Source organism: Actinomadura fibrosa, assembly GCF_900659615.1.
Lineage (GTDB): Bacteria > Actinomycetota > Actinomycetes > Streptosporangiales > Streptosporangiaceae > Spirillospora > Spirillospora fibrosa.
Genome location: NZ_CAACUY010000108.1, coordinates 1 through 16,927 on the forward strand (window position 1 = coordinate 1; position 16,927 = coordinate 16,927).

The window sequence follows — 16,927 nt, forward strand, 5'->3', positions numbered from 1 at the left end:
GTGGCGGGCGAGCGCGGCCCGCACCAGCGGGAGGGACGGGGCGCTCATCGACAGCGACGTCACGCCGAGGCCCACGAGCACGCACGCGAGCGCGGGGTCGCCCGCGGCCTCGCCGCACACGCCGCAGGGGATCCCGGCCGCGGCCGCGGGGGCGACCAGGTCGAGGATGGCGGGCTGCCACGGGTCCTGGAGCGCCGCGAGGCCGCCGACCTGCCGGTCGGCCGCGCAGGCGTACTGCGTGAGGTCGTTGGTGCCGAGGCTGAAGAACCCGACCTCGGACGCGAGGTCGCGGGCGCGCAGTGCGGCGGCCGGCACCTCGATCATCACGCCCGGGTGCGCGATCCCGGCGTCGCGGCAGGCGGCGGCGAAGAAGGCGGCCTCCGCGGCGTCCGTCACCATCGGCGCCATGACCTGGAGGGTCGTGCTCAGCCCGGCGGCGGCGCGGGCGAGCGCGCCGAGCTGGGCGGTCAGGACGTCCGGGTGGCGGCGCATCATCCGCAGGCCGCGCTCGCCGAGCGCGGGGTTGGGCTCCTCGCCGGGCGGCGGGAGGAACGCGAGGGGCTTGTCGGCGCCCGCGTCCAGGGTCCGGACGACGACGCGGCCCTTCGGGAACGCCTCCAGCACCGTGCGGTACGCCTCGACCTGCTCGTCCTCGGTGGGAGGCGTGGAGCGGTCGAGGAACAGGAACTCGGTGCGGTAGAGGCCGACGCCTTCGGCGCCGTTCGCGAGCGCCGCCTCGACGTCCTTCGGGCCGCCGACGTTCGCGAGCAGCGGGACGGCGTGGCCGTCCTTGGTGGCGCCCGGCCCGGTCGACTCCTCCAGCGCCGCCGTGCGGGCGGCGGACGCGGCGCGGGCCGCCGCGACCTCCTCCTCGGACGGGTCGATCCGGACGGTTCCGGCGCTGCCGTCCACCAGGACGGGCGTGCCGTCGGCCAGGTCCGTGGCGCCCTGGAGGGCGACGACGGCGGGCACGCCCATCGTGCGGGCGAGGATGGCGGTGTGGCTGGTCGGGCCGCCCTCCTCGGTGACGAACGCGACGACTCGCGCGGGGTCGAGCACGGCGGTGTCGGCGGGCGCGAGGTCCCGGGCGACGAGCACGAACGGCTCGTCCGCGTCGGGGACGCCGGGCATCGGCAGGCCGAGCAGCCGCGCGACCGTGCGGTCGCGGATGTCGTCGAGGTCGGTGACGCGGGCGGCGAGGTAGCCGCCCGCCCCGGCCAGCATCTCCCGGTAGACGCCGAACGCCTCGAACACGGCGCGGGCCGCGCCGGTCCCGCCGTCGACCGCGGCGGTGACGCCGTCGGCGAGGCCCGGGTCGCGGGCCATCAGCGCCTGCGCGTTCAGGACGTCGCGCCCGTCCTCGTTCCCGGCCTCGGCGGCCCGGGCGCCGCGCGCCTCCAGGTCGGCCGCGACGGCCTCCAGCGCGGCGAGCGCCCGGTCGCGCTCGGCGGCGGCGTCACCGCCGTGCCGGTCGTCCGCGGGCGGTTCGGGGACGGCGCCGGCGATCGTCCGGACGGGACCGTGCCCGACCCCGGGGCTGACGCCCGCGCCCCGCAGCACCTCGGGCGATTCAGGCACTTTCGGGCTCCGGCTTGGAGAGCAGGGCCTCCAGGCTGTCGAGCAGCGTGTCCGCGCCCTCCCCGTCGGCGGAGATGACGACCTCCTCCCCGTGCCGCGCGTCCATGCCGAGCACCGCGAGGATGCTCTTCGCGTTCACGGGCTTCCCGCCCGGCTTGGCGACGGTGACCTCGCCCGGCGCCTTGGCCGCGGTCTGGACGAACAGCGCGGCCGGCCGCGCGTGCAGGCCCACCCTCGACTCGATCGTGACTTTGCGCTCGCTCACTGCATGCTCCTCTGGGCCCCGAGGGCCGTTACAGGCCGCGCACCCGCAGCGCGGGGCCCGGCTCGACGTCCACTTCCTTGAGGTCGGCCACGACGTGGTCGGCCTCGGCCAGCGCCCCCACCGGCTGCGTGGTGGCGACGCCGACGCAGGTCATACCCGCGGCCTTGACGGCCGCCACGCCCGCGGGGGCGTCCTCGAACGCGACCGCCTCCCCCGGCGGCACGTCCAGGTCGCGCGCCGCGGCGAGGTAGCCCTCGGGGTGCGGCTTGCCGGTGACGACGTCCCCGGCGGTCACGACCAGGTCGAGCAGGTCGCGGATGCCCAGCTCGTCCAGCAGCCGCTCGGCGTAGGGGCGCTGCCCCGAGGTCACCACGGCCAGCGGGACGCCCGCCCCGGCCAGCGCGCGGACCAGCTCGACGCCGCCCGGGACGGGCCCGACGGCGGGCATGCCCGGCAGCGCCTCGTACGACACGGCCTCGGTGAACAGCTCCTCGACCGTCCTCCCGGGGAACAGGTGGGCGAGGTCGGCCAGCACCTCCAGGCCGCGCCGCCCCGCGAACGAGGCGATCAGCGCGTCGTCGTAGGGGGCGCCGTGCGCCTCGAACAGCCGCGACCACATCACGCGGTTGCGCGGCTCCGTGTCGATCAGGGTGCCGTCGAGGTCGAACACCGCCGCCCGCAGCGGGATCAGCGCCATGTGAACAGCTCGTCCCCCGTCGTCACCTCGCCCGCCTCCCGCACGTCCGACAGCGCGTCGGCGTTCGCGTCCAGCGCGACGACCGCGCAGATCGGCGAGCGGCCGCCCGCCTCGATCACGGCCGGGTTCCAGCCGACCACCGGCTGCCCGGCGGTCACCTCGTCGCCCTCGGCGGCGAGCAGCTCGAACCCCTCGCCCTTCAGCTTGACCGTGTCGATGCCGAGGTGGACGAGCACGCCGTGCCCCTCCGCGTCCACCACGACGTACGCGTGCGGATGCAGCTTCACGATCTTCCCGGTGACCGGGGCGATCGCCTGGCCGGGACCGCGCGCCGGGTCGACGGCGGTGCCCGGGCCGACCATGGCCTGCGCGAACACCGGGTCCGGCACGCCCGCCAGCCCGACGACCCGGCCGGAGACCGGGGACAGCACTCGGGTCATCGTCAGGGTCCCTTCCCTCGCTGGAGGAGCCGTCACTCGAGGATGTCCTCGATGTCGCTGGCGATGGTGTCGGCCTCGGGCCCCACCACGACCTGGACGACGGTGCCGCTGCGCATGACGCCGAACGCGCCCGCCTTCTTCAGGCCCGCCTCGTCGACCTTCCCGGCGTCCTCCACCTCGGTGCGCAGCCGGGTCGCGCAGGGCTCGATCTCGACGATGTTGTCGGCGCCGCCGAGCGCGGCGACGATGGCCTCGGCCTTGTCCATGAGCTTCCTCTTCTCCGGAGCGTCCGGGTGGATCAGTCGGTCTGGGTGACCTTGTTCAGGCCGCGGGGGACGTCGGGGTCGACGCCGAGCCGGCGGGCCAGGTTCTCGACCAGGATCTGGCCGGGGACGATGAGGGCGAGCGGCGCCACCCACTCGGGCAGGCCGGGGCCGGGCAGCGCGGCCGAGCACGCGCCGGCGAGGCCCGCGCCGCCGCCGACGCCGTACGCGCGGGCGCCCGCGCCCTGGACGCGGCGGGCCAGCGCGATCGTGCCGGGCAGCGTCGGACCGGACTCGGCGGCCACGAGCAGCGCCGGGGTGCGGTCGTCCACGACCGCGATCGGGCCGTGCAGCAGGTCGGCGTACGACAGGCCCATGGCGTGCAGGTAGCACGCCTCCTTGATCTTCAGCGCCAGCTCCAGCGCGGTGCCGAACGCGATGCCGCGGCCGGACACGACCGCGCCGGGCACCGCGGCGAGCTCCTCGACGATCTCCGGCAGCGCGTCGGACGACTCGGTCAGGTCGATGAGCCGCGCCACCTCGTCCGGGACGGCGCGCAGGTCGCCGGCCTCGACGTCCGCGCCGAGGCCGAGGCCGAGCACTGACAGCGCGGCGAGCTGCGTGGTGTAGGTCTTGGTCGCCGGGACGGCCAGCTCGTCGCCCGCCCGGGTGATCAGCGCGACCTCGGCGGCCTCCGCCAGCGGCGACCCGGCGCCGTTGGTGACGGCGACGGTGCGGGCGCCGCAGCCGGCCGCCCAGTCGAGGGTCTCGACGATCTCCTCGGTCTTGCCGGACTGGCTGATCGCCACGGCCAGCACGCCGTCCAGGTCCAGCTTCCGCCTGTAGGCGGTCGCGATGGACGGCGCGGCCAGCGTCGCGAGCCGCCCGGCGTGCGACTCGACCAGGTAGCGGCCGTAGACGGCGGCGTTGTCGGACGAGCCGCGCGCGATGAACAGCACCTGCCGCGTCTCGCGGGCCAGCGCCGCGATGTCGGCGGTCCGCGGCAGCAGCGCGTCGACGGTCCGGCGCAGCGCGTCCGGCTGCTCGCCGATCTCGGCGCGCATTCGACTGGTCATGATCCCCCTCCGAAGACTTTCTGCCCGTTGATCCACGTCGTACGCGCGCGGTGGTCCGGGCCGAGCCACACCAGGTCGGCGGCCGCGCCGGGCGCGATCCGGCCGAGGTCGGGGCGGCCGATCAGGTCGGCCGGGACCCGGGTCGCGGCGTCCACCGCCGCCACCGTGCCGATCCCGAGCCGGACCGCGTTGCCGACCGCGTCGTCCAGCCGCAGGCCGGAGCCCGCGAGGGTGCCGTCGGCGCGCAGCGGCGGCCCGTCCGCGGGCATCGTGATGGGCTCGCCGCCGAGCTCGTAGGTGCCGGGCGGCATGCCCGCGGACGCGGCCGCGTCGGTGACGAGCACGACCCGCCCGGGCGCGGCGCGGAACACGAGCTCGGCCACCTTGGGCGCGACGTGGTGCAGGTCGAGGATCAGGCCGGGGTGAAGCCGCGGGTCGATGAGCGCCTGCACCGCGACGCCGGGGGCGCGGTGGTCGATCCCGCTCTGCGCGTTGAAGATGTGCGTGACCATGCGGGCGCCGGCGTCCGCGGCGGCCTCGACCCGGTCCGCGGTGGCGTCGCTGTGGCCCACGCTGACCAGCACGCCCGCCTCGGTCAGCGTCCGGATCGCGTCGAGCGCGCCGTCCCGCTCGGGCGCGAGCGTGACCAGCTTGACCAGGCCCGTCTCCAGCAGCGTCTTGACCTCCCCGGACGCGGGGTCGGTGAGGTGCACCGCGTTGTGCGCGCCCTTGCGCTTCTCGGCGAGGAACGGCCCTTCAAGGTGGACGCCCAGCACGCGGGTGCCGGCCGGGAGGCGCGGCAGGAGCCCGGCGGTGCGGCGCAGCGCCTCGGCCTGCGCCGCGACGGGCGCGGTGATGAAGGTGGGGAGGAACGAGGTCACACCGGTCTCGGGGAGGCGCGACACGACCGTGCGCCAGCCCTCCTCGCCGGCGTCGGCCATGTCGTGCCCGAAGAAGCCGTTGACCTGGAGGTCGACGAGCCCGGGGGCCAGCAGCCCGTCCGGGAGGTCGGCGTCCGGGACGCCCGGCGGGCGGCCCTCGCCGACCTCGGCGATCACACCGTCCTCCACTCGGACGAATCCCGGGGAGAGGACGCGGGTAGGACTGCCCGCGGGGGCAGTGATCACGCTGTGGGCCGTGACCAGTAGTGATGCCATGGATGGGCACTCTCTGTGACGCGTCGATCGCCGATCGTTGCCTCGGGACGGAACTGGTCTAGTCCGGACTAGACCAGTACGCACCATATCCCACGAAACGAAGCGAGCTGAAGATGTCGGCCCGAACTCGTCCGCGTTCGGGCCCTCTCGGGGGAGGGCATCCGCCTATGAGTTCCAGTGCCGGCCGCGCGGCCGCCACGACCGGCGGCGGGGCGCCCGCCGCCTGGTCGTCCACCTTCGCGGTGCTGCAGCGCATCGGCCGCAGCCTCATGCTGCCGATCGCCGTCCTGCCCGCCGCCGGCATCCTGCTCCGCCTCGGCCAGGCCGACCTGCTCGGCGCCGACGGCCTCGGCTGGGACCGCGTCGCCGAGGTCTTCGCCGCCGCCGGCGGCGCCCTCCTCGACAACCTCGCGATCCTGTTCGCCGTCGGCGTCGCCATCGGCTTCGCGAAGAAGGCCGACGGCTCCACCGGCCTCGCCGCCGTCGCCGCCTACCTGGTCTTCGACCGCGTCTCGAAGACGATGTTCGCGCACACGGGCCAGCTGAAGGGCACCGTCGTCCAGATGGTCCAGCAGGAGGACGGCTCGCTCAAGGAGACGATCGGGTACGGGCTGAAGAACCCGACCCAGGTCCTCGGCGGCATCGTCGTCGGGCTCATGGTCGCCCTGCTCTACCAGCGCTTCTACCGGATCAAGCTGCCGTCCTGGCTCGCGTTCTTCGGCGGCCGGCGCTTCGTCCCGATCGTCTCGGCCGCCGCGGCGCTCGTCCTCGGCGTGGTGTTCGGGCTGATCTGGCCGGCGCTCGGCGGCTGGATCGACGACTTCGGCGACTGGATCACCGGCCTCGGCGCCGCCGGCGCCGGCATCTACGGCGTCGCCAACCGCCTGCTGCTGCCCTTCGGCCTGCACCACATCCTCAACTCGCTGGTGTGGTTCGTCTTCGGCACCTACCAGGGACCGGACGGCCCCGTCCACGGCGAGATCAACCGCTACCTGGCCGGCGACCCGCACGCGGGCCGGTTCCTCGCCGGGTTCTTCCCCGTCCTGATGTTCGGCCTGCCCGGCGCGGCCCTCGCCATCTGGCGCACCGCCGCCCCGCACCGCCGCGGCGCCGTCGGCGGCCTGATGGTCTCCGCCGCGCTCACCGCGTTCGTCTGCGGGGTCACCGAGCCGATCGAGTTCTCGTTCATGTTCGTCGCGCCGCTGCTGTACGGCATCCACGTCGTGCTCACCGGCGTCTCGCTCTACGTCCTCGCGGCGGTGCACGCGCAGCTCGGGTTCAGCTTCTCCGCCGGGCTGATCGACATGCTGCTCAACGCGACCAAGAGCAACACCCGGCACCTGTGGCTGATCGTCGCGCTCGGCGCGGTGTACTTCCTCGTCTACTACGCGGTCTTCACCATCGTGATCAAGAAGTTCGACCTGCCCACGCCCGGACGGGAGCCCGAGGAGGACCGGCCGCCCGAGTCGCGTCCCGACGCGCCCGCGGAGCGCGCCGAGTAGGGCGCTGCCGATGCCGCGCCCGGCTTCCGCGCGGGGCCCGTGACGGGCATGCTGACCTGCGGAATCAGACGATCTTGAGGTCGCCTCCGCGTGACCCGGCCGTTACACGTTTGTGCATTGACATGCCTTTCGCCCGTGTGGTCTAGTCCGGCCTAGACCAGTACGAACCGAGACGGATCCCTTGATATCCGCCTCGTCCCGTCCGGCCGCCACGACACCTGCCACGCACCTCCGTCGAAACCCGTCGATCCGGCACCCCGCCATCGAGGAACCCGTGACGAGCATCGATCCGCACAGCCCCGTACCGAAGTACTTCCAGCTCCGCGCCATCCTCCTCGACCTGATCGAGAGCGCCGAGCTGCCCGTCGACGCCCCGATCCCCTCGGAGCGCGAGCTGTGCGTCCGGTACGAGCTGTCGCGCATGACCGTCCGGCAGGGGGTCGACCAGCTCGTCTCCGAAGGACGCCTCTACCGCGTCCCGGGCAAGGGCACCTTCGTCGCCCGGCCCAAGATCGAGATGCCGCTGCGGCTCGTCTCGTTCACCGAGGACATGCTGAGCCGCGGCCTGCGGCCCGGCGCCGTCGACCTCGACCGCCGGACCGTCCCCGCCGACGCCCGCCTCGCCCGCATCTTCGAGGTCGACCCCGGCACGGAGATCCACATCATCGAGCGGCTGCGCACCGCCGACGGCGAGCCCATGGCGCTGGAGCGCTCGCACATCCTCGCCTCGCTCGCCCCCGACCTGCTCGACCGCCGGCTCGCCGACCGCTCCCTGTACGGCGTCCTCGAAGCGGTCTACGGGCTCGTCTTCGACGCGGGCGACCAGACCATCGACGCCAGCCTGGCCGACGCGGCCGACGCCAGGCACCTGAAGATCGCCCGGGGCAGCGCCGTGCTGCTCCTGCAACGCCGCTCCTACACCGGAGGTGTCTGCGCCGAGCTGGGCGTGTCGACCTACAGGGCGGACCGCTACCAGATCCACACGGCCCTCGGAAACCCCCCGCCGCACTCCTGAAAACCCCTGAGGAGGAACCCCCCGATGACTTCGACAACCGTGGACGCCGCGGCGCCGCGCCGAGGGTCGAGCGCCCTCGCGGTGCTCCAGCGCATCGGCCGCAGCCTCATGCTGCCGATCGCCGTCCTGCCCGCCGCCGCCCTCCTGCTGCGCTTCGGGCAGCCCGACATGCTCGGCGCGGACGGCCTCGGCTGGATCCGCGTCGCCGAGGTCGTCGGCGGCGCCGGCCAGGCCCTGTTCGACCACCTGCCGCTGCTGTTCGCCGTCGGCGTCGCGATCGGCTTCGCCAAGAAGGCCGACGGCTCCACCGCGCTCGCCGCCGTGGTCGGCTACCTGGTCTTCGACCAGGTCTCCAAGATCATGTTCTCGCACACCGACGAGCTCAAGGGCAACGTCCTGATCACCAAGATGGTGGACGGCGCGCCCAAGGAGGTCATCGACTTCGGGGCCAAGAACCCCACCGACGTCCTCGGCGGCATCCTCATCGGCGTCGTCGCCGCGCTGCTCTACCAGCGCTTCTACCGGGTGAAGCTGCCCACCTACCTCGCCTTCTTCGGCGGCCGCCGGTTCGTCCCGATCATCACCGCGGTCGCCGCCCTCGGCATCGGCGTCGTCATCGGCTTCATCTGGCCCGTCTTCGGCAACTGGCTCACCGACTTCGGCAACTGGATCACCGGCGCCGGCGCGCTCGGCGCGGGCATCTACGGCGTCGTCAACCGGCTGCTGCTCCCCTTCGGCCTCCACCACATCCCGAACTCGCTGGTCTGGTTCGTGTTCGGCGACTACAAGGGCTCCGACGGCGTCGTCCACGGTGAGATCAACCGCTACCTGGCCGGCGACCCCCACGCGGGCGGCTTCCTCGCCGGGTTCTTCCCCGTCCTCATGTTCGGCCTGCCCGGCGCGGCCCTCGCCATCTGGCGCGCCGCTCCCCCGCACCGCCGCCCCGCGGTCGGCGGCATCATGATCTCCGCCGCGCTCACCGCGTTCGTCACCGGCGTCACCGAGCCCATCGAGTTCGCGTTCATGTTCGTCGCGCCCGTCCTGTACGCGGTGCACGTCGTCCTCACCGGCATCTCGATGGCGATCCTGGAGGCCGCCGGCGCCCAGCTCGGCTTCGGCTTCTCCGCGGGCGGCATCGACATGCTGCTCAACGCGTCCAAGGACAACACCAAGGGCCTCCCGCTGATCCTCGGCATGGGCGTCCTGTACTTCTTCATCTACTACTTCGTCTTCAAGTTCCTCATCGTGAAGTTCGACTTCAAGACCCCGGGCCGCGAGCCCGAGGACGAGGACTCCGTCGCCGCCGACCCGGACTCCAACCCCGAGCTGGCCGCCGGGACGAAGCCGAAGAAGTCCCGCAGGCGCGCCGCCGAGGACAAGGCCGCCGAGAAGGAGGCGGGCGAGGAGAAGGCGGGCGACGGCACCGCGAGACCGCGCGACAAGGGCCCCGCCGCCCCCCAGGACAGCCCTGCGACCAGCTGACCCTCCAGGTCGGTCGCCTACCCCAGGCGACCGACCGACCCTCCAGGGCGTCCCGTGCGAACGGCCGCCTTCGGGCCGGTTCAGCCCACCGGCCCTGCACCACCGAGTCCCGGCTCCCATCACCACCGGGACTCGTCCCGCGGCGGCGGGGTGCCCCAGCACCCCGCCGCCGCCCCTTTTTGTCCGGGCCCCTCCCGGGATGCCGCTCGCTGAGCGCGCGCCGGGACGCGTTACTCGCGAGACCGTACCTGGCCAGGACGTATTTTCCGTGCCGCTCAGGACTCCTTGCTCCGACCCGTTTCCAGCCAGGAGGCCACATGAGCACGCGTCCCGCCGTCCGGATCGTCCGCTACCAGCCGCGCCCGCCCGCCGCAGCGGCGGAAACCGCGCCGCGAGCGCGGACCGCGGACGGCGCGCTCGCGCTGAACCCGGCTCCCATGCCCGCGCCGCCGGGAAGGGCGCCGGGCGCGCTGCGGCTCGTCCAGCCCGGCGACACCGTCGAGACGGAGCTTCGGGCCCGCGCGGAGGCCACCGTGCGGCTCCTCGTCGAGGTCCTCGCCGGGACGCGGCCGCCGCAGCAACTGGCGCGGCTCGCCGTCCCGGCGGTGTGCCGGGAACTCGGACGGCGCGGTCCCGCACTCGGACGGTCCCGGCGCGCCGTCCCGCCGCAGGTGCTGACGAGCTGGCTGCAACGTCCCGCGCCCGGCGCCGCGGAGGCCGGGGCCGTGGTCGCGGTGAACGGGCGCATCCACGCCGTCGCGCTGCGCCTCGAACTCCTGCGGGGCCGCTGGCAGTGCACCGCCCTGGAGACGACCGCGCCCTGAACGCCGAAGCGGCCCCCTGGACGCGTCCAGGGGGCCGCTTCGGTGAAGCCCTGCTCAAGCGGGCTCCGGCGTCGCGCGGATGCTACTTGTTGCGCGGGTCGCCGTGGCAGCGCTTGAACTTCTTGCCCGAGCCGCAGGGGCACGGATCGTTGCGGCTGACGCCCGCGTACGGGTCGTCGGCCTCCTCGCTGTGATGCTCGACGCCGCCCTCGCCGTCGACGGTCGGCGCGGAGTACTCCAGCTTCTTCGGACGCTGCGGCTTCTCCAGGCCCTTCGCCTTGATCGCCGGAGTGTCGTCGGCCTCCTCGATCTCGACGTCGTCCTCCGCGTCGTCCACGGCGGGGGCGTCGGCCGAGGCGGACTTGGCGACGGACACCGGCTTCGCGCCGACCTGCGGGGCCTCCGGCTGCTCCTCCACCTCGACCTCGAGGTTGAACAGGTAGCCGACCGACTCCTCCTTGATGCCGTCCAGCATCGCGTTGAACATCTCGTAGCCCTCGCGCTGGTACTCGACCAGCGGGTCGCGCTGCGCCATGGCCCGCAGGCCGATGCCCTCCTGGAGGTAGTCCATCTCGTAGAGGTGCTCGCGCCACTTGCGGTCGAGGACCGACAGCACGACACGGCGCTCCAGCTCGCGCATGACCTCGGAGCCGAGCTCCTCCTCGCGCTTGTCGTAGGCGTTCTGGGCGTCCTCGCGGATCTTCTCCGCGAGGGTCTCGGCGTCGAGGCCGGAGATGTCGCCGTCGGCCTCCTCCTCGACCAGCTCGTCCACCGTCAGCGAGATCGGGTAGAGCTGCTTGAACGCCTTCCAGAGCTTGTCGAGGTCCCACTCCTCGGCGAAGCCCTCGCCGGTGGCGCCCGCGACATAGCCCGCGACGACCTCGTCGATCATCCGGCGGACCTGCTCGTGCAGGTCCTCGCCCTCCAGCACCTTGCGGCGCTCGGCGTAGATGACCTTGCGCTGCCGGTTCAGGACCTCGTCGTACTTCAAGACGTTCTTGCGCATCTCGAAGTTCTGCTGCTCGACCTGGCTCTGCGCCGACCGGATCGCGTTCGACACGATCTTGGACTCGATCGGCACGTCGTCCGGGATGTTGAGGCGCGTCATGATCGCCTCGACCCGGGCCGAGTTGAACAGCCGCATCAGGTCGTCCTCGAGCGAGAGGTAGAACCGCGACTCGCCCGGGTCGCCCTGGCGGCCGGACCGGCCGCGGAGCTGGTTGTCGATGCGGCGCGACTCGTGCCGCTCCGTCGCCAGCACGTACAGCCCGCCGGCCTCGACGACCTCCTCGTGCTCGCCCTTGACGGCCTCCTTGGCCTTCTCCAGCGCCTCCGGCCACGCGGCCTCGTACTCGTCGGGCGTCTCCAGCGGGGACAGCCCGCGCTGGTGCAGCTCCAGGTCGGCGCGGAAGTCGGGGTTGCCGCCGAGCATGATGTCGGTACCGCGGCCCGCCATGTTCGTCGCGACGGTCACACCGCCCTTGCGGCCCGCCTCCGCGACGATCGCCGACTCCTGCTCGTGGTGCTTGGCGTTCAGCACCTGGTGCGGGATGCCGCGCCGCTTGAGCATCTTGCTCAGCCGCTCCGACTTCTCCACCGACGTGGTGCCGACCAGGACCGGCTGGCCCTTCTCGTGCCGCTCGGCGATGTCGTCGACGACCGCCTCGAACTTCGCCTGCTCGGTCTTGTAGACCACGTCCGCCACGTCCCGGCGGATCATCGGCTTGTTCGTCGGGATCGGCACGACGCCGATCTTGTAGGTCTTGTTGAACTCGGCCGCCTCGGTGTCGGCCGTGCCGGTCATGCCGGACAGCTTGCCGTAGAGGCGGAAGTAGTTCTGCAGGGTGATCGTGGCGAGCGTCTGGTTCTCGTCCTTGATCGCCACGCCCTCCTTGGCCTCGATGGCCTGGTGCATGCCCTCGTTGTAGCGGCGGCCGTGGAGGATGCGGCCGGTGAACTCGTCCACGATCAGGACCTCGCCGTTCATGACGACGTAGTCCTTGTCGCGCTTGTAGAGCTCCTTGGCCTTGAGCGCGTTGTTGAGGAAGCTCACCAGCGGCGTGTTCACCGAGTCGTACAGGTTGTCGATGCCGAGCCAGTCCTCGACCTTCTCGACACCGGCCTCGGTGATGCCGACCGTCCGCTTCTTCTCGTTCACCTCGTAGTCGCCGGGGCCGTACTCGTCGACCTGCCCGGCGGTGCTGACCAGCTCGGCCCGCTTCAGCCGCGGGACGATCTTGGCGAACTCCGAGTACCACTTGGAGTTCTGCTCGGCCGGACCGGAGATGATCAGCGGCGTCCGGGCCTCGTCGATGAGGATCGAGTCGACCTCGTCCACGATCGCGAAGTTGTGGCCGCGCTGGACGCACTCCTCCAGGCTCCAGGCCATGTTGTCGCGCAGGTAGTCGAACCCGAACTCGTTGTTCGTGCCGTAGGTGATGTCGGCGTTGTAGGCCGCTCGGCGCTCGTCCGGGGTCATCTGCGGGAGGATGACGCCGACCTCGAGGCCGAGGAACTGGTGCACGCGCCCCATCCACTCGGCGTCGCGCTTGGCCAGGTAGTCGTTCACCGTGACGACGTGGACGCCGTCCCCGGTGAGCGCGTTCAGGTACGCCGGGAGCACACAGGTCAGGGTCTTGCCCTCACCGGTCTTCATCTCGGCGATGTTGCCCAGGTGCAGCGCGGCACCGCCCATGACCTGGACATCGTAGTGACGCTGCCCCAGAACGCGCTTGGCGGCTTCGCGAGCGGTCGCGAACGCTTCGGGCAGCAGGTCGTCCAGGTCCTCGCCGTCGGCGAGGCGCTCCCGGTACTTGTCGGTCAGCTCGCGCAACTCGGCGTCGCTCATCTCGAGGAAGTCCTCCTCGATCGAGTTGACCTGATCCGCGAGCTTCTTGAGCTTGCGCAGGATTTTTCCCTCGCCCGCACGAAGGATCTTGTCGATGACTGGCGGCACTCTCGAAGGCTCCTTGCAGATCGTGGTTAGCCGCTTTCCGGCGGCACGCACACCACACGTACGATGCCCATCGTAGGCGAGACCCAGAATGGTCTAGGTCACTCCGCAGCGCAATCCACAGCGCGCTCCGTTTGACCTAACGGGTCACGGAAAGATCTCACACAGCATCGGAGGGAGGCGCAATGTCCGAAGAGTCGCACGGTTCCCACGCCGGCAGGCCTGGTTCATGGGTCGCCGTCACCATCATCTTCATCGGCTTCGTGGTGGGCGGCGTCGCCATCTGCCTGGGCCCGTCCTGGATCATGTTCTGGGTCGGCGTCGGCATCATCGTCATCGGCATGGTCGTCTCGGGCCTGGTCCACCTGTTCTCGGACGTCGTGGTCGACGCGCCGCGCGTCATCCCCGAGATCGTGGACTACTCCCTGTTCGGCTCCCGGACGGACAAGCGCCGCGGCGGCGAGCAGGGCGAGGCCCTCGACCGCCCCGTGGCCACCGACCCCCAGCGCACTCCGCACGGCTGACCGGCGAGCGCCACTCCGGCAACCCCGCCCCCGCTTGACCGGCCTCCGGCCAAGCGGGGGCGGCTTCGTGCCGCCCGACCCGCGTCAGGCAGGGCGGCTTCGCGCCGTCCGGCCCGCGTCAGGCAGAGGCGACTCCTTGCCGCCCGACCCGCGTCAGACAGAGGCGGCTCCGTGCCGTCCGACCCGCGTCGGGCAGGGGCGGCTCCTTGCCGCCCGACCCGCGTCAGACAGGGCGACTTCTTGCCGGCCGGCCCGTGTCAGGTGGGAGCGGCCTGGCGAGGCGTTCCGGGCTAGGCGGGGGCGGCTTCCTTGAGGGCGGCGCCGATGAGCACGGGATCCACCCCGTCCGGGACGATCCGCTCGACCCGCACGTCATCGCAGCCCACCCAGCCGGCGGCGCGCCACAGGGCGACGGCCAGGGCCGCCGCGGACGCCTCGGCGCGCGCGGCGGTCCGGACGGCCCACGGCTCGAACGACACCTGGCGGGCGACGAGCGTCCGCCCGTCCCGCGCCGGGTCGACCCGCCCGGCCAGCCGCCCGCCGGTCAGCAGCGGCATCGCGAAGTACCCGTGGACCCGCTTGGCCTTCGGGACGTACGCCTCCAGCCGGTGATCGAACCCGAACACCCGCGACGCGCGAGCCCGGTCCCAAACAAGTGAGTCGAACGGCGACAGCAGCGTGGTGGCATGCCGCCCCCGCACCGGAGCCTCAAGCGCCCCCGGGTCGGCCCACGCCCGCTGCTTCCACCCCGCCACCTCGACCGGGACCAGCCCCGCCGCCTCGACCACCGCGTCCACCTGGTCCTGCCTGACCCGGTAGTAGTCGGCGAGATCCCCCCTGGTGGCCACGCCCAGCGCACGCCCGGCCTTGGCGACGAGGGCCGTCAAGCACGCCTCGTCGTCCGGGTCCTGCGCGAGCAGCTCCGCCGGGACGGCCCGCTCCGCCAGGTCGTACACCCGCCGCCAGCCCACCCGCTCGACGCACACGACCTCACCTATGTCGAGCAGCCACTCGATCCCGATCTTGTGGTCGCTCCAGTCCCACCACTCGGCGCTCGCCTTGGCCCCGCCCAGCTCCTTGGTGGTCAGCGGCCCGTCCGCCCGCAACCGGGCCCGGATCTCGTCGCAGATGCCTTCGGGCACCTTGTGCCAGCGCCACCCCCGCTGCACGTACGCGCGACGCCGGAACCCGAACAGCGGCCAGTCGGCCATGGGGATCACGGACGCGGCGTGCGCCCAGTACTCGAACGCCCCCGCCGTCCCGTTGCCCCAGTACGCCCGCTCGATCGCGTCCCGTCCGACGGCCCCCAGCCGGGCGTACGGCACCAGCTCATGCGACCGCGCCAGCACCGAGATCGTGTCGAGCTGGACGGCCCCCAACCGTTCCAGCATCCCGGGCACCCCGCCCTTGGGCCGCGCCCCCAGGAACCCCTGAGCCCGCAACTGGAGCCGCCGTACCTCGTCCGCGCTGAGCTGCACCACATCCACGCCGCGATGCTACGACACGACACCGACAAACCAGGAATGCCGGTCGCACCCACCCTTCCACCGCGAGCACCCCACAGTGCCACCACCCCTTAAGCAACACCCCACAGCAACGACCCCTGCGCACCGCCCCACGACATCGCCCCAAGGCAACACCCCCCCACATCAGCACCCGAGCAACACCCCAGTGAAGTCGGGGACGTGAGCACCGCCCCGCGACATCGAGACCTGAGCAACGCCCCACGACATCGGGTCTGAGCACCGCCCAGCGACATCGGAGCCGCCGCGACATCGAAGCCCGGGCACATCCCCGCCACATCGGAGCCTGAGCAACACCCCCCAGTGAGGTCAGGGCTTGAGCAACGCCCTCGCAACGACGGCCCTGAGCAACGCCCCGGCGACATCGGGCCTGAGCGAGACCCCACCAAATCGGGGCGTGAGCAGCAGTCCGCCACATCGGGCCCTGAGCAACACCCCCGCCCCATCGGCACCCGAGCAACGCCCCCGCCACATCCGGGCCTGAGGTGGCACTGCCGCAACATCCGGCGCCACGTCGGAGCTGGGGGCTACCACCTCGGGCTTGGGGGCTAGGGGACGGCGAAGGTGGAGGCGGCGGCGAGGAGGCGGTGGCCCAGGGGGACGTCGCCGGCGACATCGGCTTGCACTTCGTCGGGCGGGATGCGGTCGGCGGCCAGGAGGCAGAAGTCCGTGGCGTCCAGTGAGAGCGTCACGGTGGGGACGCCGGGCGCGTCCGGGCCGAGGGGGAGGTCCCAGGAACCGCCTCCAGGGCCGCTGAGGTCCACGCGGACGGTCTCACCGTCCACGGGGCGACCCTCACGCATGGCGAGGGCGTCAGGGAGCACATGGACGCCTAGGCTCGCGATGGCGTGCAGGTGGGTGGGCAGGGGCGAGGGCAGGTGGAGCCCGGTCGCCAGGGCGATGTCCCGGGAGTGCACCCACGTCTCGAACGCGCGGGCCACGATCGCGCTTCGCACGGGCATCGCGAGTTGGAGGGACACGCTCCGCGTGCCGTCCTCGTCGAGTCGAGCGCACAACGCCTCGGCCTGCTCGCGCCAGGCGTCCCGTGTCTGCTGGGGCTCTCTCGTGCGCTCCACGCTCAGGGTGGCGGCCGTGCGGGCGTTCACGTCGGGGGGACCGTTGGTGTCGTCGTCCAACTGGTCCGCTACCACGGAGTCCGTCGCCGACAGGTGGGCGACGACGTCCTGCACGGACCAGTCGTAGATGACGTTCGTCGACCAGGTCTCACCGGAGACTTCGGCCAGCAGCGCGTCCAGCATGGACACCTGGGCGGCATAGGGCGCCGCGTACGGCGGCGCTGAGGGCGCTGGACGACGGCGAGCGCGCGCGCTGTCGAGGGTCTGTTCGCGCAGGGTCGGCATCGGCGGGACGCCGCCGAGCAGCTCAGCGGTGCCGCCGAGCATGAGGGAGTCCTCCGCGCAGGCGGGGCAACCGGCGAGGTGGTCGATGACCGCCTGCGTCTCCTCGTCCGAGCACGCGCCCAGCGCCCAGGCGCCGAGCAGCGAGGAGACGTGCTCGTGCGTCGCACTCATGGCGCTCCCCCTTCTGCCGGCGCGGCGGCGATGCGGCGGCGGCCCGTGCCGACGCGTTCGCGCGGTGCCCCCGCCGGCCCCTGGCCCATCGCCAAC

The 16,927-nt window shown here is 72.6% G+C and carries 15 protein-coding genes; 5 read left to right on the forward strand and 10 right to left on the reverse strand.

The annotated features are described in order from the left end of the window. The 7 genes from ptsP to nagA form a co-directional block, all read right to left on the reverse strand. Window positions 1-1,578: phosphoenolpyruvate--protein phosphotransferase (gene ptsP / locus E1300_RS28800; RefSeq protein WP_131760232.1), on the reverse strand; the 1,578-nt coding region annotated here is incomplete at its 3' end. After that, on the reverse strand, window positions 1,571-1,843 hold the full coding sequence (locus E1300_RS28805) for an HPr family phosphocarrier protein (protein ID WP_131760233.1): 273 nt from the start codon (window positions 1,841-1,843) through the stop codon (window positions 1,571-1,573). The genes E1300_RS28805 and ptsP, both read right to left, overlap by 8 nt. A gap of 28 nt (window positions 1,844-1,871) precedes the next feature. Then, the gene (locus E1300_RS28810) at window positions 1,872-2,540 is read right to left on the reverse strand and encodes an HAD family hydrolase (RefSeq protein WP_131760234.1); all 669 of its coding nucleotides are present in this window, start codon (window positions 2,538-2,540) and stop codon (window positions 1,872-1,874) included. Continuing rightward, window positions 2,531-2,980 (reverse strand): PTS sugar transporter subunit IIA, encoded by a 450-nt coding sequence (locus tag E1300_RS28815; RefSeq protein ID WP_131760235.1) that lies wholly within the window; start codon window positions 2,978-2,980, stop codon window positions 2,531-2,533. The genes E1300_RS28810 and E1300_RS28815 overlap by 10 nt, the downstream gene beginning before the upstream one ends. Before the next feature lie 32 nt (window positions 2,981-3,012). Next, window positions 3,013-3,279 carry a PTS sugar transporter subunit IIB gene (locus E1300_RS28820; protein ID WP_278045396.1) on the reverse strand — a complete coding sequence of 89 codons (267 nt, stop codon included), beginning with the start codon at window positions 3,277-3,279 and terminating at the stop codon, window positions 3,013-3,015. Beyond that, complete coding sequence (locus E1300_RS28825; protein ID WP_131760237.1) at window positions 3,279-4,319, reverse strand: SIS domain-containing protein; 1,041 nt, start codon at window positions 4,317-4,319, stop codon at window positions 3,279-3,281. The genes E1300_RS28820 and E1300_RS28825 overlap by 1 nt, the downstream gene beginning before the upstream one ends. Next, window positions 4,316-5,476, reverse strand: a complete 1,161-nt coding sequence (gene nagA / locus E1300_RS28830; RefSeq protein ID WP_131760238.1) for an N-acetylglucosamine-6-phosphate deacetylase — start codon at window positions 5,474-5,476, stop codon at window positions 4,316-4,318. Before nagA ends, E1300_RS28825 begins: the two co-directional genes overlap by 4 nt. A gap of 167 nt (window positions 5,477-5,643) precedes the next feature. Here nagA and E1300_RS28835 point away from each other — a divergent pair, with 167 nt between their 5' ends. The 4 genes from E1300_RS28835 to E1300_RS28850 all read left to right on the forward strand — a co-directional run bounded on the left by E1300_RS28835 (window position 5,644) and on the right by E1300_RS28850 (window position 10,299). After that, window positions 5,644-6,978 carry a PTS transporter subunit EIIC gene (locus E1300_RS28835; protein WP_131760239.1) on the forward strand — a complete coding sequence of 445 codons (1,335 nt, stop codon included), beginning with the start codon at window positions 5,644-5,646 and terminating at the stop codon, window positions 6,976-6,978. A 274-nt stretch (window positions 6,979-7,252) separates the two neighbouring features. Beyond that, complete coding sequence (locus E1300_RS28840) at window positions 7,253-7,993, forward strand: GntR family transcriptional regulator (RefSeq protein WP_131760240.1); 741 nt, start codon at window positions 7,253-7,255, stop codon at window positions 7,991-7,993. A gap of 24 nt (window positions 7,994-8,017) precedes the next feature. Beyond that, the gene (locus E1300_RS28845; protein ID WP_131760241.1) at window positions 8,018-9,475 is read left to right on the forward strand and encodes a PTS transporter subunit EIIC; all 1,458 of its coding nucleotides are present in this window, start codon (window positions 8,018-8,020) and stop codon (window positions 9,473-9,475) included. A 317-nt stretch (window positions 9,476-9,792) separates the two neighbouring features. Next, on the forward strand, window positions 9,793-10,299 hold the full coding sequence (locus E1300_RS28850; RefSeq protein WP_131760242.1) for an Rv3235 family protein: 507 nt from the start codon (window positions 9,793-9,795) through the stop codon (window positions 10,297-10,299). Window positions 10,300-10,381: 82 nt separating this feature from the next. On the opposite strand, the gene secA is transcribed toward E1300_RS28850, so the two are convergent. Further along, window positions 10,382-13,255, reverse strand: coding sequence for a preprotein translocase subunit SecA (secA, locus tag E1300_RS28855; protein ID WP_131760243.1), 2,874 nt, complete (start codon window positions 13,253-13,255; stop codon window positions 10,382-10,384). Between the two features lie 182 nt (window positions 13,256-13,437). Here secA and E1300_RS28860 point away from each other — a divergent pair, with 182 nt between their 5' ends. Further along, on the forward strand, window positions 13,438-13,776 hold the full coding sequence (locus E1300_RS28860; protein WP_131760244.1) for an HGxxPAAW family protein: 339 nt from the start codon (window positions 13,438-13,440) through the stop codon (window positions 13,774-13,776). Between the two features lie 290 nt (window positions 13,777-14,066). Here E1300_RS28860 and E1300_RS28865 read toward each other — a convergent pair whose 3' ends face one another. Together E1300_RS28865 and E1300_RS28870 are read right to left on the reverse strand one after the other, a co-directional pair. Further along, window positions 14,067-15,263, reverse strand: coding sequence for a winged helix-turn-helix domain-containing protein (locus tag E1300_RS28865; protein ID WP_242619454.1), 1,197 nt, complete (start codon window positions 15,261-15,263; stop codon window positions 14,067-14,069). A 584-nt stretch (window positions 15,264-15,847) separates the two neighbouring features. Beyond that, window positions 15,848-16,831, reverse strand: coding sequence for a maleylpyruvate isomerase family mycothiol-dependent enzyme (locus E1300_RS28870; RefSeq protein ID WP_131760245.1), 984 nt, complete (start codon window positions 16,829-16,831; stop codon window positions 15,848-15,850). Window positions 16,832-16,927 lie beyond the last annotated feature (96 nt).